15 protein-coding genes are annotated in these 19100 nt (G+C 71.3%); 5 read left to right on the forward strand and 10 right to left on the reverse strand.

Annotated elements, in window-relative coordinates; all coding sequences use genetic code 11:
- Nucleotides 1–45: 45 nt before the first annotated feature.
- The gene (locus KYY02_RS23940) at nucleotides 46–405 is read right to left on the reverse strand and encodes a VOC family protein (protein ID WP_371241163.1); all 360 of its coding nucleotides are present in this window, start codon (nucleotides 403–405) and stop codon (nucleotides 46–48) included.
- Nucleotides 406–514: 109 nt separating this feature from the next.
- On the opposite strand from KYY02_RS23940, the gene KYY02_RS23945 reads away from it, so the two are divergent.
- Nucleotides 515–1021, forward strand: coding sequence for a CGNR zinc finger domain-containing protein (locus KYY02_RS23945; RefSeq protein WP_371241165.1), 507 nt, complete (start codon nucleotides 515–517; stop codon nucleotides 1019–1021).
- Between the two features lie 179 nt (nucleotides 1022–1200).
- Here KYY02_RS23945 and KYY02_RS23950 read toward each other — a convergent pair whose 3' ends face one another.
- Nucleotides 1201–2544, reverse strand: a complete 1344-nt coding sequence (locus KYY02_RS23950) for a UDP-glucose dehydrogenase family protein (protein ID WP_371241167.1) — start codon at nucleotides 2542–2544, stop codon at nucleotides 1201–1203.
- Between the two features lie 180 nt (nucleotides 2545–2724).
- Between KYY02_RS23950 and KYY02_RS23955 the strand changes: the two genes are divergently transcribed.
- The gene (locus KYY02_RS23955) at nucleotides 2725–3897 is read left to right on the forward strand and encodes an acyl-CoA dehydrogenase family protein (RefSeq protein WP_371241169.1); all 1173 of its coding nucleotides are present in this window, start codon (nucleotides 2725–2727) and stop codon (nucleotides 3895–3897) included.
- A 72-nt stretch (nucleotides 3898–3969) separates the two neighbouring features.
- On the opposite strand, the gene KYY02_RS23960 is transcribed toward KYY02_RS23955, so the two are convergent.
- Nucleotides 3970–5133 (reverse strand): phospholipase D-like domain-containing protein, encoded by a 1164-nt coding sequence (locus KYY02_RS23960; protein WP_371241171.1) that lies wholly within the window; start codon nucleotides 5131–5133, stop codon nucleotides 3970–3972.
- A 229-nt stretch (nucleotides 5134–5362) separates the two neighbouring features.
- Here KYY02_RS23960 and KYY02_RS23965 point away from each other — a divergent pair, with 229 nt between their 5' ends.
- Nucleotides 5363–5728 carry a four-helix bundle copper-binding protein gene (locus KYY02_RS23965; protein ID WP_371241173.1) on the forward strand — a complete coding sequence of 122 codons (366 nt, stop codon included), beginning with the start codon at nucleotides 5363–5365 and terminating at the stop codon, nucleotides 5726–5728.
- Between the two features lie 49 nt (nucleotides 5729–5777).
- Here the strand turns inward: KYY02_RS23965 and KYY02_RS23970 are convergent, their stop codons facing one another.
- Nucleotides 5778–7040 carry an LCP family protein gene (locus tag KYY02_RS23970; RefSeq protein WP_371241175.1) on the reverse strand — a complete coding sequence of 421 codons (1263 nt, stop codon included), beginning with the start codon at nucleotides 7038–7040 and terminating at the stop codon, nucleotides 5778–5780.
- Between the two features lie 119 nt (nucleotides 7041–7159).
- On the opposite strand from KYY02_RS23970, the gene KYY02_RS23975 reads away from it, so the two are divergent.
- Complete coding sequence (locus tag KYY02_RS23975; RefSeq protein ID WP_371241177.1) at nucleotides 7160–7717, forward strand: acyl-CoA thioesterase; 558 nt, start codon at nucleotides 7160–7162, stop codon at nucleotides 7715–7717.
- Between the two features lie 6 nt (nucleotides 7718–7723).
- Here the strand turns inward: KYY02_RS23975 and KYY02_RS23980 are convergent, their stop codons facing one another.
- Nucleotides 7724–9187: an LCP family protein gene (locus KYY02_RS23980; RefSeq protein ID WP_442538163.1), complete on the reverse strand. Its 1464-nt coding sequence runs from the start codon at nucleotides 9185–9187 to the stop codon at nucleotides 7724–7726.
- Between the two features lie 128 nt (nucleotides 9188–9315).
- Here KYY02_RS23980 and KYY02_RS23985 point away from each other — a divergent pair, with 128 nt between their 5' ends.
- On the forward strand, nucleotides 9316–10353 hold the full coding sequence (locus KYY02_RS23985; protein WP_371241181.1) for a glycosyltransferase family 2 protein: 1038 nt from the start codon (nucleotides 9316–9318) through the stop codon (nucleotides 10351–10353).
- Nucleotides 10354–10408: 55 nt separating this feature from the next.
- On the opposite strand, the gene KYY02_RS23990 is transcribed toward KYY02_RS23985, so the two are convergent.
- The 5 genes from KYY02_RS23990 to KYY02_RS24010 all read right to left on the reverse strand — a co-directional run bounded on the left by KYY02_RS23990 (nucleotide 10409) and on the right by KYY02_RS24010 (nucleotide 19002).
- Nucleotides 10409–11980 carry an LCP family protein gene (locus KYY02_RS23990; protein WP_371241244.1) on the reverse strand — a complete coding sequence of 524 codons (1572 nt, stop codon included), beginning with the start codon at nucleotides 11978–11980 and terminating at the stop codon, nucleotides 10409–10411.
- Nucleotides 11981–12097: 117 nt separating this feature from the next.
- Complete coding sequence (locus KYY02_RS23995) at nucleotides 12098–13816, reverse strand: LCP family protein (RefSeq protein ID WP_371241183.1); 1719 nt, start codon at nucleotides 13814–13816, stop codon at nucleotides 12098–12100.
- 201 nt (nucleotides 13817–14017) lie between these two features.
- On the reverse strand, nucleotides 14018–15664 hold the full coding sequence (locus KYY02_RS24000; RefSeq protein ID WP_371241185.1) for an LCP family protein: 1647 nt from the start codon (nucleotides 15662–15664) through the stop codon (nucleotides 14018–14020).
- 165 nt (nucleotides 15665–15829) lie between these two features.
- Nucleotides 15830–17548, reverse strand: a complete 1719-nt coding sequence (locus KYY02_RS24005; RefSeq protein WP_371241187.1) for an LCP family protein — start codon at nucleotides 17546–17548, stop codon at nucleotides 15830–15832.
- Nucleotides 17549–17808: 260 nt separating this feature from the next.
- Nucleotides 17809–19002, reverse strand: coding sequence for an LCP family protein (locus KYY02_RS24010; RefSeq protein ID WP_371241189.1), 1194 nt, complete (start codon nucleotides 19000–19002; stop codon nucleotides 17809–17811).
- Between the last annotated feature and the right edge of the window lie 98 nt (nucleotides 19003–19100).

Here is a 19100-nt window from a genome sequence, read left to right on the forward strand (position 1 = left end):
ATCATCCTCAGGGGGTCAGGGGGTCAGGGGGTCAGGGGGTCAGGGTCAGCAGGAGCACAGGCAGAACGGGTGCCCGGCCGGATCCGCGTAAACCCGGAAGGTCCGCGTGCGGTCGTCCGTATCCAGCGGCCTCGCGCCCAGCGCCAGCACCTCCTTCTCGGCCGCGTCCAGGTCCTCGACCGTCAGGTCCAGGTGGAACTGCTGCGAGCCGTCGGCCGACGGCCACCGCGGCGGTACGTGCCCGGGGGACGCCTGGAAGGCGATGACCGGGCCGCCGGGCACCTCGAGGTCCACCCACTCGCCCTTGTCCACCACCGTGCCGCCCACCACCCCGGCGTAGAAATCGGCCAGCGCGCGCGGATCCGAACAGTCCAGGACGACGGAGCCCACCTTGGCAACGGACATGTCTTCCTCCTCGTTGTTACCGGAAGATAAGGTCAACTGGTATCCGTTACTGCATGCTGCCGCATGGGGGGTAACGTCGCAAGGGAAGGGCGAGAGGTACGGTCCGGACATGAGCGAGAGAGCGGCCCCGCCCGGGAAGCTGGCCCTGGTCCAGGCCCTGGTCAACACACTGGACGTCGAGTCGGGCGCCGACGCGCTGGACACGGCGGCCGGCCGCGCGCCCTTCGGGCTCACCGAGGAGACCGCCGCCCCCGCCCGTGAACTGCGCGAGTCCCTGCGCGCCACGCTCCTCGCCCACGCCGGCCACCCGCCCCACCGCGCGGTCACCCCGCTCGGCGAGCTGCTCGCCCGGGCGCCCCTGGTGGTCACCGTCGACACCACGGACGGCTCCGCCGCCCTCGCTCCCGTCGACGACGGGCCCCTGCTCTCCCGCGTGGCCGCCGCCGTCGCCGAAGCGGTCACGGCGGGCACCTGGAACCGGCTGAAGGCCTGCGAGGCCGCCGACTGCCTCTGGGCGTACTACGACCGCAGCCCTGCCGGACGCGGCCGCTGGTGCTCCATGCAGGTGTGCGGGGCCCGCGCGAAGATGCGCCGGTACCGGGCGAAGGGCGCGTGAGCGCTCCGTCGGAGGTGTGCCGTCGGTCGTCCGCTGCGCCGTCGTGGCCGGCCGCACCCCCGCGGCGGCAGCCGCACGTCGGTACGGTCCCGCGCCCGGTGGGGGAGAATGCGGCAGGACGCCGGTTCGGCCGACTGAGCCTCGGCCGAACCGGCGTCGCCCGCCCTAGGTCCCCGGGATCAGGCGGTGGGGCGCCCCATCGCGCGATAGCGCCAGCCGGCCCGCCGCCACGCCTCCGGGTCGAGCGCGTTGCGCCCGTCGAGGATCAGCCGCTCCGCCGCCACCTCGCCCAGCGCCGCCGGGTCCAGCTCGCGGAACTCCCGCCACTCCGTCAGGTGCAGCACGACGTCCGCGCCGTGCACCGCCTCCCGCGCCGAGTCGGCGTACCCCAGGGTCGGGAAGAGGGCGCGGGCGTTGGCCATGCCCTTCGGGTCGTACACCGTGACCTGGCCGCCCTGCAGATGGATCTGCCCGGCCACGTTCAGCGCCGGCGAGTCCCGGACGTCGTCCGAGTCCGGCTTGAAGGTCGCGCCCAGCACCGCCACCCGCCTGCCCAGGAACGACCCGCCGCCCAGGGCCTGCCGGGTCAGTTCCACCATCCGGCCGCGCTGGCGCATGTTGATCGAGTCGATCTCCCGCAGGAACGTCAGCGCCTGGTCCGCGCCCAGCTCGCCGGCGCGCGCCATGAACGCCCGGATGTCCTTCGGCAGGCAGCCGCCGCCGAAACCGATCCCGGCCCGCAGGAACTTCGCGCCGATCCGGTCGTCGTAGCCGATGGCCTCCGCCAGCTTGGCGACGTCACCGTCCGCGGCCTCGCACACCTCGGCCATCGCGTTGATGAACGAGATCTTCGTGGCCAGGAAGGAGTTCGCCGAGGTCTTCACCAGCTCCGCGGTCGCGAAGTCGGTCACCACGAACGGCGATCCCTCCTCGATCGGCGTGGCGTACACCTCCCGCAGCACCTTCTCCGCCCGCTCGCTGCGCACGCCCACCACGAGCCGGTCCGGGTGCAGCGTGTCGCGCACGGCGAACCCCTCCCGCAGGAACTCCGGGTTCCACGCCAGCTCCGCGCCCTCCCCGGCCGGGGCGTGCTCGGCCAGATAGGCGGCCAGCCGGTCGGCCGAGCCGACCGGCACCGTCGACTTGCCCACGACCAGTGCGGGACCCCTCAGATGCGGCGCGAGCGAGGCGATCGCGGAGTCGACGTACGACATGTCGCACGCGTACTCGCCGTGCCGCTGCGGGGTGTTCACGCACACGAAGTGGACGTCGCCGAACTCGCCCACCTCGGCCCAGTCCGTCGTGAACCGCAGCCGCCCGCTGGACCCGTCGATCCCGGCGACGTGCTTGCGCAGCAGCTCCTCGAGCCCCGGCTCGTACATCGGGACCTCACCGCGCCGGAGCTTGTCGATCTTCTCCGGTACGACATCGAGACCCAGCACCTCGAACCCCAGTTCCGCCATGGCCGCCGCGTGGGTCGCACCGAGATAACCGGTGCCGATCACGGTGATCTTGAGGGCCATGAGTGCTCCAGGGGTGTGCGGCCTGCAGTGCGGGCCCGAGCATAACCGGGGCCCGGGAGCGCCATCGTCGGCCTGTCGTCCAGCTCACCTATCCACGGACGGCGGTGAAGGCCTAACATTTGAGTTACTTAACGGTAGTTAGCGTGATCAGCATCGCAGCGTTTTGGAGCGTGAGATACCTTGGCCGGATCGGCTGACTTCGACCTGTACCGCCCGTCCGAGGAGCACGACATGCTCCGCGACGCCGTCCGCTCGCTGGCCGAGGCGAAGATCGCGCCGTACGCCGCCGCGGTGGACGAGGAGGCCCGGTTCCCCCGGGAGGCCCTCGACGCGCTGGTCGCGAACGACCTGCACGCCGTCCACGTCCCCGAGGAGTACGGCGGCGCCGGCGCGGACGCCCTCGCGACGGTCATCGTGATCGAGGAGGTGGCCCGCGTCTGCGCGTCCTCCTCCCTCATCCCCGCCGTGAACAAACTGGGCTCGCTGCCGGTCATCCTCTCCGGCTCCGAGGCGCTGAGGAAGAGGTACATGACCCCGCTCGCCAAGGGCGACGCGATGTTCTCGTACTGCCTCTCCGAGCCCGACGCGGGCTCCGACGCGGCCGGCATGAAGACCAAGGCGGTCCGCGACGGCGACACCTACGTCCTCAACGGTGTGAAGCGCTGGATCACCAACGCCGGCGAGTCCGAGTACTACACGGTGATGGCCGTCACGGACCCGGCCAAGCGCTCGAAGGGCATCTCCGCCTTCGTCGTCGAGAAGTCCGACGAGGGCGTCTCCTTCGGCGCCCCGGAGAGGAAGCTCGGCATCAAGGGCTCCCCGACCCGCGAGGTCTACCTCGACAACGTCCGCATCCCCGCCGACCGCATGATCGGCGAGGAGGGCACCGGCTTCGCCACGGCGATGAAGACCCTGGACCACACCCGCATCACCATCGCCGCCCAGGCCCTCGGCATCGCCCAGGGCGCCCTCGACTACGCCAAGGGCTACGTCAGGGAGCGCAAGCAGTTCGGCAAGCCGATCGCCGACTTCCAGGGCGTCCAGTTCATGCTCGCCGACATGGCCATGAAGATAGAGGCCGCCCGCCAGCTGACGTACGCCGCCGCGGCGAAGTCCGAGCGCGTCGCCGCCGGAGGCGGGGAAGGGGACCTGACCTTCCAGGGCGCCGCGGCGAAGTGCTTCGCCTCCGACGTCGCCATGGAGGTCACCACCGACGCCGTCCAGCTCCTCGGCGGCTACGGCTACACGCGGGACTACCCGGTCGAGCGCATGATGCGCGACGCGAAGATCACCCAGATCTACGAGGGCACGAACCAGGTTCAGCGGATCGTGATGGCCCGCAACCTCCCGTGAGGACCGGGGACCGACGGGTGGAGGGCGTCCGCGGGCCGGGCGCCCTTCGTCCTTCCCGGCCGCCGCGCGCCGTCACAGGAAGTGGCGGATCGGCGTGACCGCGGTCTCGGCGAGGCGTGCGGCCAAGGGGCGGCGCCGCCAGCGGGCCGGGTCGACGGGCTCGCTCAGCTTGCGGTCGGCGTCGAAGTCGGCGTCCAGCGCGGCGGTGAAGTCCTCGTCGAGGACGGTCAGCATGACCTCCTCGTCGTGCTCCAGGGAGCGGCGGTTGAAGTTGGTGGAGCCGATGAGGGAGCAGACGCCGTCCACGGTGATGACCTTGGTGTGCAGCATGGTCGGCTGGTACTCCCGCACCTCCACGCCCGCGTCGACGAGGGTCTGGTAGTGCTGTCGTCCGGCCAGCTGGCAGGCCCGCTGGTCGGTGTGCGGGCCGGGCAGCAGGATCTCGACGCGCACCCCCCGGCGGGCGGCGTCGGCCAGCAGGCCGATGAAGTAGGGGTCGGGCGCGAAGTAGGCGGTGGAGAGCCGGAAACGCTCCCGCGCCGAGGTGATCACCACGCGCAGCAGTGTCTGCATGTCCTGCCAGCCGAAGCTGGCCGAACCCCGCACCACCTGCACCGTGGCGTTCCCCGGCTGCTCCTGGGAGGCGAAGCGGTCGTGCTCGTCGTACAGGTCGTCGTGGCACTCGGCCCAGTTCTGGGCGAAGGCCGCGGCCATGCCGTCCACTGCGGGTCCCCTGACCTGCACGTGGGTGTCGCGCCACTCGCCCGGGTTGCGGGCGTCACCGCACCACTCCTCGGCGATGCCGACGCCCCCGGTGAAGGCGGTGTGTTCGTCGGTCACCAGGACCTTGCGGTGGCAGCGGTGGTTCTGCCGCATCGGAGAAAGCCGGGTGGGTTTGCGGAACCAGGCCACCTGGACGCCGGCGTCGTCCATGGCGTCCAGCAGCTCCGGCTCGATCTCCTTGGCGCCGAAACCGTCCAGCAGCAGCCGCACCCGGACCCCCGAGCGCGCCCGCTCGGCCAGGGCGTCGGCGAACTCCCGCGCTATGTCGCCGCGCCAGTACACGAACGTCATCATGTCGACGGTGTGTTCCGCGACGCGGATCGCCTCCAGCATCGCGGGGAAGATCTGGTCGCCGTTGCGCAGCGGCACGAGTTCGTTGCCCTCGGTCGCGGCGATGCCGATGAGCCGCTCCAGTCGTCTGCGCAGCCGCTGTCGCTCCTCCTGTGGTGTCACGTGTGCTCTCTCCTCGATCGCTCGTCCCGCCCCGTGGCGCGGCCGGCGCCGTCCCGGCCGCCCCTCCTCTTTTTGCCGCTGCCGGGGGTTCCACGCGGGCGTCCCGTGTGTCCTGCCCGACAGGGGCGGACCGGCGGGCGTTCCGTCTCCTGTGGTGCTCATGGGGCCGAGGGCGTAGGACGGAGGGGCGGGGGCCGGAAGCGGTCCTCGCCGTCCCCCGGGAGGAACCATGACCCAGCAGCAGCCGACCATGGAACCGATGAGCAAGGAGATGCAGGACTGCGTCCAGGCGTGCATGGCCTGCCACGGTGTGTGCGAGGAGACCATGAGCTCCTGTCTGCAGATGGGCGGCCAGGCCCAGATGCAGATCATGCGGACGCTCATGGACTGCTCGGAGATGACCCGCATGTGCGCGGACATGATGATGCGCCGCTCGCCGCTGGCGAACGAGATGTGCACGATGTGCGCGCAGGCCTGCGACATGTGCGCCGAGGCGTGCATGTCCATGCCGGACGACGAGAGGATGACGCGCTGCGCCGAGTCCTGTCGCCGCTGCTCCGAGGTGTGCCGCGCCATGGCGGGCGCCACGATGTGACGCCACCGGGCACGGGCGTGGGCGCCCCCGCGGGGCGCCCACGCCCGGTTCAGTCGCCCTTGACGGTGACCTTCTCGTCGTTGTTCAGCTGGTTCACCAGCTGCTTCACCTTCGTCTTGTCCCAGAGCAGGTTGCCGCCGGTGGAGCCCGCGATCGGCATGTTCATGGACGTGCCCTCACCGCCGCTGACGCCCTTCATCGACCAGAACATGTCGGCGAGGTCGAACAGGCCCATGTCCTCGTCGACGATCAGGGAGTCCAGGCCGGCGCCCATGGTCGGGTAGAGCCTGAAGGGGTTGAGGACCGTGCTCGGCGTGGCCACCTGGTTGGCGAGGGCGGAGAGGAACTTCTGCTGGTTCTTCGTACGGTCCAGGTCGGAGCCCGCCAGCGCGTAGCGGGTGCGGACGAAGGCCAGGGCCTCCTCGCCGTTCAGGGTCTGCTTGCCCTTCTTCAGGTCGGCGCCGGACTTGGTGTCCTTGATGTCCTGCGGGATGTCCATCTCCACGCCGCCGGCCGCGTCCACGATGCTGGCGAAGCCCGCGAAGCCGATCTCCACGTAGTGGTCGATGTACAGGCCGGTGTTGAACTCGACCGTGCGGACCAGCAGTTCGGGCCCGTCCTCGGCGTAGGCGGCGTTGAGCTTCACCTGCCGGCCGGTCCCGGAGTAGGACTTGCCCGACTCGGAGCCCACGAAGGACGGGATCTCGACGTTGGAGTCCCGGGGCAGCGAGATCAGGGTGGGGCCGTTGTCGCCGGTGTGCAGGATCATCATCGAGTCCGTGCGCTTGCCCTCGGCGGACCCGGTGTGCAGCTTCTTCTTGTCCTCGTCGGACATCCCCTCGCGGCTGTCGGAGCCGACGATGAGGTAGTTGGTGCCCTCGCCCTTCTCGGGGCGCTCGATCACCTTCGACAGGTCGACCTCGCGGTTGAGCTTGGAGTCGGCCCAGAAGTAGGTGCCGACGGTCGTCACGACCAGCACCGTCGCCACGGTGATCGCCGTCCACTTGATGCGGCGGCGCCAGTCAGGCGCTGGGCGCTGCGGGCCGTAGCCGTCCCCGCCCGGCCCGCCGCCGCCGGGAGTGCCGTACACCTGGCCGGTGTTGTAGCCGCTGTCGTAGCCGCCGCTGCCGTGGCCGTCCACGTACGACGGCTGCTGCGGAACGCCGCTGTACCCGCCCTGCCCGGGAGGGGCCGCCGGGCCGCGGCGGACCTGCCGCATGACGCGGGCGCCTTCGGGCTGTGCGCTCGCGCTGCCGCGTCCGTAGCGTCCGCCGCGGTTGTCGTCGGGCCGTGCCTCGGGCCAATCAGTCATGGGAGACAGTGTGCAGGTCCTGGCGGTGCGCCATACAAGGGTCGTCGGAAAATCAGGGTCCCGCTGTTGCGAAGCCGACACAAATTCCACAGGTGCGACCTCGGCATAGGGTGGAGGCCATGACAGATCAGGCCCCCGCCGCAGCCACGGAGATTACGGAAATCCCGGGCAAACCCACCTCGGCGTCCCGTACGACCCTCAGCCACATCATGACCCACAGCGACACCAACCTGCTGGGCACGGTGCACGGCGGGGTGATCATGAAGCTGGTCGACGACGCCGCGGGCGCCGTCGCCGGACGGCACTCCGGAGGGCCTGCCGTCACCGCCTCCATGGACGAGATGGCCTTTCTGGAGCCGGTCCGCGTCGGCGACCTGGTCCATGTGAAGGCCCAGGTCAACTGGACCGGGCGGACCTCGATGGAGGTCGGGGTGCGGGTGCTGGCCGAGCGCTGGAACGAGTCCGCGCCGCCCACCCAGGTCGGCTCGGCGTACCTCGTCTTCGCGGCCGTCGACGCCGACGGCAAGCCGCGCCGGGTGCCGCCGGTGACGCCGGAGACCGAGCGGGACAGACGCCGCTACCAGGAGGCCCAGATCCGCCGCGCCCACCGCCTGGCCCGCCGCCGGGCGATCATGGAACTGCGGGAGCAGCGGGCCGCCGAGGGGTTCGAGGACTGACGGAGGTCAGGAGCAGCCCGCCTCGTCGCCCCGCACCACCCCGAACTCGCCCCGCTCCGCGTCCTGCGCCCGCACCTCGCGGACCTTCTCGAAGTCGGCGCCCGCGATCACCCTCAGCGTGGCGCCCTGGCCCTCCACCGCGCGCAGCTCGCTGCCGGGGAGGGCCGCCGCGAGGGACTTCGCGGAGCGGTCCCAGCGGGGGTCGTGGGCGACGACCGTCCGCCGCACGTCCCGGTCCGCCGCGTTGACCGGGGCGCGGGTGGTGTCGAAGCCGGTCGCCGCCAGCGCGGCGTCCACCCGCCGGCCGAGGCCCGCGGTGCGGGTGCCGTTCTCGACCTGGACGCGGATCCGCCGGGGGTCCACCGGGACCCGGAACGCCGCGTCGGGGGTGCGGTGCGCGATGTGCGCGGAGAGCGGCTCGTCCCGGCGCAGCGCCTCGAAGACGCGCTCGGACTTGCCGGCGTCCCACTTCAGCGTCGAGCCGACGCCCTTCACGGCGTACTTCATGTCGGCGATCGGCACGGTGGCGAACTCGGAGGAGGAGGGCGAGAAGTTCCGCATCGCCCGGCCGAGGTCGAGGAGCTCGTCGGTGCCGAAGCCCTTGTCGGCGCGGACCGAGCCGAGCACCGCCCGGGTCACGTCCCGGAACCTCATCGGGTTCAGCAGGACGCCGGAGGAGGTGACCCGTTCCACCAGGGCCGCCATGAAGTGCTGCTGGCGCCTCATCCGGCTGAGGTCGGAGGTGCCGTCGACATGCCGGGAACGGACGTACTGCAGGGCCTGGCCGCCTTCCAGGGTGTGCCGGCCGGCGGGCAGGTCGAGGCCGGTCCGGCCGTCCTTCAGCGGCCTGCCGGTGCAGATCTCGACGCCGCCGACCACGTCCACGGTCTTCATGAAGCTGGTGAAGTCGATCTCCAGGTAGTGGTCGATCTTCACCCGGGTCATCCTCTCGACCGTGCGCACGGTCAGCTGCGGCCCGCCCTCCGCGTACGCCGTGTTCAGCTTGAGCGGGTGTCCCTCGTGCCGCTCGCCGCTCACGCGGTCGGTGTGCGGGGGCGCCACGGCGTAGGAGTCGCGGGGCAGGCTGACCACGGAGGCACGGTCGCGGTCCGCCGAGATGTGCACGATCATGATCGTGTCGGTGCAGTGGCAGGGCGTTCCGCCGAGCCGGTACTTCTCCCGTTCCTCGGTGCCGACACTCTCCCGGCCGTCGGTGCCGACGAGCAGGATGTTCATGCCGTGCCCGGCCTCGGGACGGTTCTTCATGTCGCGGAACGGGTCGACCCGTGCGATCTCCTCGTCGAGGCTGCTCATCACCGCGTGCCCGATCCCCGCGGCCGCGAGCACCACCACCGAGAGCGTGGTGACGGTGCGCACGACCCAGCGCGGCTTCCCGCGCGGCGGCGCGGGCGGTCGCGGCGGACACTGCGGTGCGGTACGGGGCCGGGGGGACCGCGGCGGCGTGGGCAAGGGGGACACCTCCGGACGACGGCCGTACGTGGGATCGTGAGCACGGTAGGCCGATACGATCTGCGGTCCGGCGCATCGCCCCCGGCGCGCGCGTCGGTGTCCCCCGTTCGCGGTAACGTGAGCGCTCTATGAACGCCAATCCCGACGTGCGGCTCCCCGCCGTTTCCGTGATCATGCCCGTCCTCAACGAGGAGCGGCACCTGCGTGGAGCCGTCCGCGCGATCCTCGCCCAGGAGTACGCCGGCGAGATGGAGGTCGTGATCGCCCTCGGTCCGTCCACGGACCGCACGGACGAGATCGCCGCCGAGCTCGTGGCCGAGGACCCGCGGGTGCACACCGTGCCCAATCCGACCGGCCGCACCCCGGCCGCCCTGAACGCGGCGATCCAGGCCTCGCGTCATCCGATCGTGGTCCGCGTCGACGGGCACGGGATGCTCTCCCCGAACTACATCGCGACCGCCGTGCGGCTCCTGGAGGAGACCGGCGCGCAGAACGTCGGCGGCATCATGCACGCCGAGGGGGAGAACGACTGGGAGCGGGCCGTCGCGGCCGCGATGACGTCGAGGATAGGCGTGGGCAACGCCGCCTTCCACACCGGTGGCGAGGCCGCTCCCGCCGAGACGGTGTACCTGGGGGTGTTCCGGCGTGAGGCGCTGGAGCAGCAGGGCGGTTACAACGAGGAGTTCATCCGCGCCCAGGACTGGGAGCTGAACTTCCGCATACGCGAGGCCGGCGGGCTGATCTGGTTCTCGCCGGAGCTGAAGGTGTCGTACCGGCCCCGGCCGAGCGTGCGGGCGCTGGCCAAGCAGTACAAGGACTACGGCCGCTGGCGGCACGTCGTGGCCCGCTACCACTCCGGTTCCATCAACCTGCGCTACCTGGCCCCGCCGACCGCGGTGTGCGCGATCGCGGCCGGGATCGTGGTGGGCGCGGTGCTCACCCCGTGGGGCTTCGTGGTGCCCGGCGGCTACCTCGCGGCGATCGTGCTGGGGTCCGTCCCCGCCGGCAAGGGGCTGCCGCTCAGGGCGCGGCTGCAGATCCCGGTGGCGTTGGCCACCATGCACATGTCGTGGGGCTGGGGCTTCCTGACCAGCCCGAAGGCGCTGGCGCGCAAGGTGATCGCGAGCCGGCGGCCCCCGGTCCGCGCGGACGCCGCACCGCGCTGACCGGACGCCGCCGACGGGCCCCTCTCCCCTCCGGAGAGGGGCCCGTCGGCCGTTCTCACCAGGTGAACGCGGGGTTCACCTTCATACAGGCCCCGTCGTCCGCCCCGTTGAGCGCCTCGGCGGACTCCGGCACCTCGTTGTCCTGCTTCGGGGCCCGGTACGTCGTGCCCTCGCGCCAGTCCGCGCCCACCACGAGCGTGACCCCGGAGACGTCGGTCGACCTGCGCACCGCGCCCGGCTCGAGCCCCAGCGCCTCGGCGACCGCCTCGGCGTCGCCCTCCAGGTCCGCGCTCGGGTAGCGGACGACGGTCGTCTTCTCGCTCAGGGACGTGCTCGGATCGGCGACCGCCCTGGCGAACCCCTCCTCCACGAGCAGGTCCGCCACGTCGCCGGCCCGCCCGCGCGCCGAGCCCAGCGTGTCGGTGCGGGTGCCGTTCTGCACCAGGACGGCGATCTCGGCGTCCTCGGCCGCCGGGTCGTCCGAGCCCTGGTCCTCCTGTGCCGGGGCGGCCTTCTTCTCCGCGTCCCCGCCGTCCAGGGCGATGTCCTCGCGCACCATCCGGAAGAGCTGTTCGGCGTCCTCCGTGGGCTCCACCCGGGCGCCCACGTACCGGTTCGGCATGGTGGTCATGGTGATGCGCTTCGGCTCCACCTTCCGCAGCTCGGTGCTGAGGTCGTAGAGCTTCTTGACCGAGTTCAGGCCCGGGTCGACCGTGAGCGCCTCGGTGGCCTTCTCGGCGAGCCTGCGCAGCTTGTTCGGGTTGCTCAGGGTGGCGTTCTCGCGCAGCTCCCGGACCATCGAGTTCATGTACATGTGCTGGGCCTTGGCCCGCGCCAGGTCGCTGCCGTCCTCGAAGCCGTAACGGGTGCGCAGCCACTGCAGGGCCTGCTCGCCCTTGACCGGGTGGGTGCCCTTCTCGAGCTTCAGGCCGGAACCGTGGCCCCGGCTGTCGCGCGAGTGGATGTTGGCGTCGACGCACACCGGGACACCGCCGATGGCGTCCGCCATCGCCACCACACCCGCGAAGTCGACCATGAGGAAGTGGTCGATGTGGATGCCGGTGAGCTCCTGCCAGGTGGCGACCGTGCAACCCGGACCGCCGTGCCCGAGGCTCCGGTTGGTCATCACCCGCCCGTTGCTCGCCGGGTACACCGTGCCGTCGTCGGGATCGGTGCACTTCGGGATCTGTACGAGGGTGTCCCGCGGCATGCTGACGACCGACATGTTGCTGCGGTCGGCGGACAGGTGCACCAGCATCTGGACGTCCGCCAGCGGTGTGGAGCCGAACGTCTCCCGGGCACCCCCGAGTTCCTGGTTCTCCTTGCTGTCCCGCGCGTCGGAGCCGATGAGCAGGATGTTCAGCGGGGTCTGCCCCGCGGCGTTCGGTGTCGGTTCCGGGACCTGCGTGTCGCCGAGGTTGAGTTCCTGCTGCTCGATGTTGGCGTTGAGCTGCCGGTAGTAGAGATAGCCGGAGCCGGCCGTGCCCGCTATCAGCACCGCCAGCACCAGCGCCGACCAACGGAGCACCCGGTGCTTGCGCGGCGCCCTGCGCCCGCTGCCCCGGCCCTCGCCGCTCCCGTCCTCCGCGACGGCCTCGTCCTCGGCGGCCGGCACGGCCTCCTGCACACTGTCCTGCGTCAACTTCCAAGTCCTCCCCAGGACTCAACGCCCTCGGCGCCCACGGAACGGGCCCGTCGTACGTCCTGGAGACATGCGACGGGCCCGTGAGGTTGCGCTACGGACTCAACTGGCGCACTGGACTTTGTCGGCCGTGGACTTCTCCACCTCGGGCGTCTCGACCGACGCGGCGTCGAGTTTGACTCCGGCGCCCTTGAAGTCCTTGCCGAGGGTGAGGGTCATGGTGGGCAGGCCCTGGGCGTTGGTGACGCTCTCGCCGGGTTTCATGGCGGATCCGGACAGGCCGAGGATGTCGGCGAGGCGGCGGGCCTGGTCGGCCTGGTCGGGGGCGTACTCGAGGGTGGTCCTCTTCAGTTCCTCGGGGGCGTTGCCGGCGTTCTCGGACTTGGTGACGCCCGCTTCGGTCTGGAGGTAGTTGAGCTCCAGCTGGGCGCTGCCCGAGGGGGCGCCGCCGTTGAGGATGCGGACGCGGACCTCGGAGGGGTCGGCCTTGGTGCCCTTCAGGCGGGCGGCGACCGCGGCGGCCTCCTTCTTCTCCTTCTTCTTGACCTCGGTGAAGGAGACGTCGTTCCTGATCATCTCGAAGACCTGGGGAGCCCGGGCCTGGTGGGGGACGACCGTCGCCTTGACCTTCTCGGCCGGGTTGTCGACCACCGGCACCGTCAGGAACGTGATGTTCTTCGTCGGCACCTTCTTCAGCTCCAGGGCGATGTCCTTGAGCGTCCCCACCGTGCCGATGGCGCTGTCCACGGTGAGCGCCTCGGTCGCGGCCTCGGCCAGACCGATCAGCTTGGTGGGGCTGGTGAGGGTGTCGCTGGAGGACATCTGCCGCATGAGGGAGCCCAGGAACTGCTGCTGGACCTTGATGCGGTCCAGGTCGCCCTCGTTGCCGAAGGAGTGCCGGGTGCGGAGGAAGGCCAGGGCCTGCTCGCCCTCGATCTCGGACTCGCCCGCAGGCAGCTTCAGATGGGACTTCGGATCGTCGACGGCGTGCTCCACACAGACCTTCACGCCGCCGACCGCCGTGGTCAGCGTCTTGACCGCGTTGAAGTCGGCCATCATGAAGTGGTGGGGCTGGATGCCGGTCGCCTCCTTCACGGTGCGCATGGTGCAGCCGGCGTCCCGGCCGCCCTCACCGAGGCTGCGGTTGAAGCGGACGCCCTGCTGGCCCGGAACGACCTTCTCCGTCCCGTCCTCCTGCGTGGTCGGGCAGTCGGGGATGTCGACGATCATGTCGCGGGGGATGCTGAGCGCGGTCGCGTTGGAGCGGTCCTTGGCGACGTGCAGCAGGATCGTGGTGTCCGCGTGGCCGGCGCTGCCCGCGTCGCCGTAGCCCTCGTTGCCCGCCCCGGTGCGCTTGTCGGTGCCGACGATGAGGATGTTGAAGGCCTCGTCCTTCTTGAAGCTGCTGCTGCCCGCGTCGCCCACGTCCGTCGTCGTGACGTTGCCCTCGAGGTGCTTGAGGTACAGGTAGCCGCCGACGCCGGTGGCGAGGACGGCGAACGCCGTGGTGCCGCCGATCCACAGCAGGACCTTCCTGCCGCGGGACTTCTTCGCCGGGCGGCGTCCGCGCCGCCCGGGTGCCGGCTCCCCGGGTGCCGTACGGCGCCGGCGCTGGGGCGGGACCTCGCGGCCGGGCGCGGCCGTACGGCGGCCCTTCGCACCGTCCGCGGTGTCACCGGGGGCGGACCTGCGCGGGCCCGGGACGGTCGGCTGCGGCGCGGAAGGGGGCAGCCGCATTTCGTACTCGCCGGTACGCGGATTCAGCACCCACTGGTCCGCGGGATCCACGTTGTCTGCCCGCCCACGTCCTTGCGCGTCCACGGTCTTCCCATCCTCCGTCAGGGCCACGCGGCGCCTGCTCCGAAGGCGCACGGTAAAAGTCTGCACGTGCACTGCGCCAGAGCGGACCTCATGGCGGGGCACGGGGGTGCTCACACTATCTGCCAAGTTGAGCGTCGAACGGTACAGGTGACGTATCCGACGTTCCCACTCCCGGTGTGATCTCTCGTTTGTGCCGAATTCCTACCATCGGTAAGGCTTGTACACGTCCATGCACGTGCCCCTCTCCGATCCGTTCAGGGCGTCGCTGCTGTCGGGCAGGTCTCCGGCCTCCGGCTTCTTCTGCCGGGGATACGACGCCCCCGAACGCCAGTCCGCTCCGACGTCGACCGTGATCCCGGGCGCGTCCGTCGACTTCCGCGTCGCGCTCGCCGGAACGCCCAGCGCCTCGGCGACCCGCCGGGCGTCCCCGGCCGACTCGTCGCTCGGGTAACGGACGACGGTCCGCTGCTCGGACAGCGCCGCCGACGTGTCCGCCGTCGCCTTGTCGAAGCCCCGCTCCACCAGCGTCCGGGCGACGGCGCGCGCACGGCCGTCGACCGGTCCGAGTGTGCCGGACCGGGTGGCGTTCCGTACCAGGACGCCGACGCCTGCGGCGTCGGCGGTCGAGTGGCCGGACGGCTCCGCGGAGGCCTTCGCGGAGCCGTCCTTGTCGTCGCCTTCTTCACCGCCGTTGCCGTCGAAGGGCACGTCGTCGCGGAGCATCGCCCACATCCGCTCGGCGTCGTCCCCGGCCGGAAGCAGGTGGTTCGCGTTCTCGGGGTCCGCGACGGTGGGCATCGTCGTCATGGTGATGCGGTTCGAGGGGACCGTCTTGAGCTGCATGCCGAGGTCGAACAGCTTCCTGACCGTGCCGATCTCCTCGGACACCACCAGCGACTCCGTGGCCGCCTCGGCCAGGTCCATCAGCCTGCCGGTGTCGGTGAAGACGTTCTGGCCCCGCAGGGTGCGCATCGCCGAGTTCATGTACACGCGCTGCGCCCGGGTCCGCAGCACATCGCTGCCCCAGGCGTGCCGGGTGCGCAGCCACTGCAACGCCTGCTCGCCCTCGACCTTCTTGGTGCCGGCCCTCATCCTCAGCCCCGATCCGCCGGGCACCCCGGGCAGCGGACGGTCCCACACGTTCTGGTTGACGCAGACCTCGACACCGCCGATGGCGTCGGCCATCCGCACCACGCCCGCGAAGTCGATGGTCATCCAGTGGTCGATGTAGACGCCGGTGAGGTTCTCCCAGGTGGCCAGCGTGCAGCCGGCGCCGCCGCGGCCCAGTGACGCGTTGATGATGGTGTCGGCCGCCGGATAGGTCTCGCCGGTCTCCGGGTCGATGCACTCGGGAATGCCGACCCGGGTGTCGCGCGGAACGCTCACCACCGCGGCGCTCCTGCGGTCCGCCGCCAGGTGGATCAGCATCTGCACGTCGCCCAGCGGCACACTGTCGCGGTGGTCCCTGCCGCCGCCCAGCGCCACGTTCGCGTCGGAGGCGCGGCTGTCGGAGCCGATCAGCAGGATGTTCAGGGGAGTCTGCCCGGCGGCGTTCGGCTCGGTCCTGTGGGCCTTGGAGTCGCCGCTGCTGCGCTCGCCCTTCTCGATGTTTCCGTTCAGGTGCTGGGAGTAGAGGTATCCGGCGCCGGCCGTGCCGAGTATCAGGACCGACAGCGTCATCGCGGACCATCTGAGCACGCGGTGCCGCCGTCCGGGCCGTCTGCCGTGACCGCGCCCACGGCCGGCCCCGCCGCCCCCGCCGGGACCGTCCCCCTCAGGAGTGCCGCCCCCGGCGGGCCGGACCGCGCCCGGCCGTGCTCCCTCTGCCCGCACACTGCTGCGTGCCATGCCCTTCTCCCCGCCCTCGCTCCCGCGGACGTGCCCCCGCGCGCGGCTTTTCCGCACGGTGGGACCCGTGCTCTCCCTCGATGGTTGTACGACCGTGCCGGCGGATCGGTTGCCCTTCCGGCCGTGACAGGACCGTTCTGTAGGACGCGTGACGGGCCCGTCGGGTCACTCGGCGCACTGGACTTTGTCGGCCGTGGACTTCTCCACCTCGGGCGTCTCGACCGACGCGGCGTCGAGTTCGACTCCGGCGCCCTTGAAGTCCTTGCCGAGGGTGAGGGTCATGGTGGGCAGGCCCTGGGCGTTGGTGACGCTCTCGCCGGGTTTCATGGCGGATCCGGACAGGCCGAGGATGTCGGCGAGGCGGCGGGCCTGGTCGGCCTGGTCGGGGGCGTACTCGAGGGTGGTCCTCTTCAGTTCCTCGGGGGCGTTGCCGGCGTTCTCGGACTTGGTGACGCCCGCTTCGGTCCGGAGGTAGTCGAGCTCCAGCCGGGCGCTGCCCGAGGGGGCGCCGCCGTTGAGGATGCGGACGCGGACCTCGGAGGGGTCGGCCTTGGCGCCCTTCAGGCGGGCGGCGACCGCGGCGGCCTCCTTCTTCTCCTTCTTCTTGACCTCGGTGAAGGAGACGTCGTTCCTGATCATCTCGAAGACCTGCTGGGCGGGGGTCTCCTTGAGGACGACCGTCGACTTGACCTTCTCGGCCGGGTTGTCCTGCACCGGCACCGTGGTGAAGGTCAGGTTCTTGGTGTTGAGCCTGCCCAGCTCCAGACCGAGGTCCTTCAGCTTGCCGATGCTGTCCAGCTGGGAGTCGACGGTCAGCGCCTCGGTGCCCGCTTCGGCGAGCTTCAGCATCTTGGACGGGCTGGTGAGCGTGTCGTTGGACTTCAGCTTGCGCATCAGCGCGCTGAGGAACTGCTGCTGGATCTCGATGCGGCTCAGATCGCCGCCGAAGCCCACCGAGTGCCGGGTGCGCACGAAGGCCAGCGCCTGCTCGCCCTGGATGGTGTGGGTGCCCGCCGACAGCTTCAGGTGCGAGTCCGGGTCGTCGATGTCCTTCGCCAGGCACACCTCGACCCCGCCGACGGCCGTGGTCAGCGTCTTGACCGCGTTGAAGTCGGCCACCATGAAGTTGTCGGGGGTGACACCGGTCAGCTCGGTGACGGTCCGCATGGTGCAGCTGGGCGTACGGCCGTCCTGGCCGAGGCTCGTGTTGAACCGGACGCCGGTGGAGCCGGGGATGACCTTCTCCGTCCCGTCCTCCTGTGTGGTCGGGCAGTCGGGGATGTCGACGATCAGGTCGCGGGGGATGCTGAGCGCGGTGGCGTTGGAGCGGTCCTTGGCGACGTGCAGCAGGATCGTGGTGTCCGCGTGGCCGGCGCTGCCCGCGTCGCCGTAGCCCTCGTTGCCGTCGCCGGTGCGCTTGTCGGTGCCGATCAGCAGGATGTTGATGGCCTTGTCCTTCCGGAAGCCACCGGTGCCGGCGCCGTCGTCCGGGAGGGACTGGATGTTGTCGTTGAGGTGCTCCAGGTAGAGGTAGCCGCCGACGCCGGTGGCGAGGACGAGGAACGCCGTGGTGCCGCCGGTCCACAGCAGGGCCTTCCTGCCGCGGGACTTCTTCGCCGGGCGGCGTCCGCGCCGCCCGGGCGCCGGCTCCCCGGGTGCCGTACGGCGCCGGCGCTGGGGCGGGACCTCGCGGCCGGGCGCGGCCGTACGGCGGCCCTTCGCACCGTCCGCGGTGTCACCGGGGGCGGACCTGCGCGGGCCCGGGACGGTCGGCTGCGGTGCGGAAGGGGGCAGCCGCATTTCGTACTCGCCGGTACGCGGATTCAGCACCCACTGGTCCGCGGGATCCACGTTGTCTGCCCGCCCACGTCCTTGCGCGTCCACGGCTGTCCGCATCCTCCGTCGGGGCCACGCGGTGCGCCCTCCCCTCCGGACGCCCGGTCTCGGTCTTCCCGGTGCGCGCTCCGCCGCGCGGCGGGGCCTCTCGGGTGCCGGCGCACCGGACCGTCACACTAACCGCCCGGTTCGCCGCGGGGCGACGGCGGCCGCGCATTCTCAGATTCCTTACAGCGGGCAATGCGTGCGTTTCCCGAACCAAGGGTCCATCGTTCCGGTCCGGTGCTGTGCCGGCTCCGGAGTCCTCCTCACCCGCAGGGGGCGTCGGCGGCGGAGTTGCCGGAGAACGTGGGCGCCGGAGAGGCACCGCCGGGACTGCCGTCCGGCGCGGGATCCCGTGCGGTCGGCGCGATCACCACGGGCCGGTCCGTGCGCAGCCGGGCGAACAGCTCCTCCGCCGCGGGCTGCGCGAGCTGGTCACGATCGGGGTCCCCGGTGTACGGCCTCCGGGGGACGGTGAGGAACCGCACCCGTTCCGTGGGGATCTCGCGCAGGGCGCGCGCGAGTTCGTACAGGCCCCGCAGGCTCGCCAGTGCCGGATCGGTGGTGAGCGACGAGGTGGCCGCGTCCAGGACGGGGTACAGCTTCACCGGATTCAGCAGCACGTCATTGCCGCTCACCTTGTGGGCGAGTGCGCCGAGGAAGCGCTGCTGCCGCTCCATGCGGCCGGTGTCGCTGCCGTCGCCCAGGGTCTTGCGGGCGCGGACGTAACCGAGCGCCTGCTCCCCGTCCAGCGTCACCCGGCCCGCCGGCAGTTCCAGCTCGGCGTCCTCGTCGTCGACGGGCTCGCGCAGGCACACCTCGACCCCGCCCACCGCGTCGACCATTCTCTTGAAACCGTCGAAGCCGACGACGACGTGGTGGTCGACGCGGATGTCCGTGAGTCTCTCCACCGTTCGGATGGTGCAGGCCGAACCGCCCACCGCGAAAGCCGAGTTGAACATGGTGAACATCGGTTCGGAACGCGATCCGTCGGGGCGGCGGCAGCCGGGCACGTCCACCATCAGGTCCCGGGGGACGGACACCGCGGTGGCGCTGCGCCGGTCCGCCGACAGGTGCAGCAGGATCACGGTGTCCGAACGCTCCGTCCCCGAGTCGCGCCCGTAGCGGGCGTTCCCGTCCCCGGAGCGCGAGTCCGAGCCGATCAGCAGGATGTTCCTGGCGTCCTCGACGAGCGCCGTGGGCCGTTCCCTCTCGAACCGCTCGAGTTCGGCCGCCGCCGCCTCGTCCCGGGTGATGTTCCCCTCCAGCTTCCTGTACACCGCCCACCCGGCGCCCCCGGCCGCGAGCAGCGCGACGGCGACGGCGAGCCCGGTACCGCACGCCCAGCGCCGCCGACGGCGCCGGGTCCGCCCCCGCCCGCTCGCCGAGGACCCCGTCCCCGGACCGAGGGCACGGCCGCCCTCCGGCCGCGTGGAGGACGCGCCTGCGGTGTCGCTCATGACCGGGTCCACCCCTCACTGCGTACGGCGTGTGGTGGTGTCGTTGCGTACGACGATGACCCGGGACGGCGGTTCGGGGCGGGTGGTGGTGCGCCGGA

Origin of the sequence: Streptomyces pimonensis (assembly GCF_041380215.1) — a bacterium.
GTDB classification, from domain to species: domain Bacteria; phylum Actinomycetota; class Actinomycetes; order Streptomycetales; family Streptomycetaceae; genus Streptomyces; species Streptomyces pimonensis.

Coding starts and splice junctions, on each gene's coding strand:
- KYY02_RS23965 (WP_371241173.1), top strand. CDS start 5,363: ATGACCCAGCAGCAGCCGACCATGGAACCGATGAGCAAGGAGATGCAG.
- KYY02_RS24010 (WP_371241189.1), bottom strand. CDS start 19,002: ATGAGCGACACCGCAGGCGCGTCCTCCACGCGGCCGGAGGGCGGCCGT.
- KYY02_RS23975 (WP_371241177.1), top strand. CDS start 7,160: ATGACAGATCAGGCCCCCGCCGCAGCCACGGAGATTACGGAAATCCCG.
- KYY02_RS23945 (WP_371241165.1), top strand. CDS start 515: ATGAGCGAGAGAGCGGCCCCGCCCGGGAAGCTGGCCCTGGTCCAGGCC.
- KYY02_RS24000 (WP_371241185.1), bottom strand. CDS start 15,664: ATGGCACGCAGCAGTGTGCGGGCAGAGGGAGCACGGCCGGGCGCGGTC.
- KYY02_RS23985 (WP_371241181.1), top strand. CDS start 9,316: ATGAACGCCAATCCCGACGTGCGGCTCCCCGCCGTTTCCGTGATCATG.
- KYY02_RS23950 (WP_371241167.1), bottom strand. CDS start 2,544: ATGGCCCTCAAGATCACCGTGATCGGCACCGGTTATCTCGGTGCGACC.
- KYY02_RS23940 (WP_371241163.1), bottom strand. CDS start 405: ATGTCCGTTGCCAAGGTGGGCTCCGTCGTCCTGGACTGTTCGGATCCG.
- KYY02_RS23970 (WP_371241175.1), bottom strand. CDS start 7,040: ATGACTGATTGGCCCGAGGCACGGCCCGACGACAACCGCGGCGGACGC.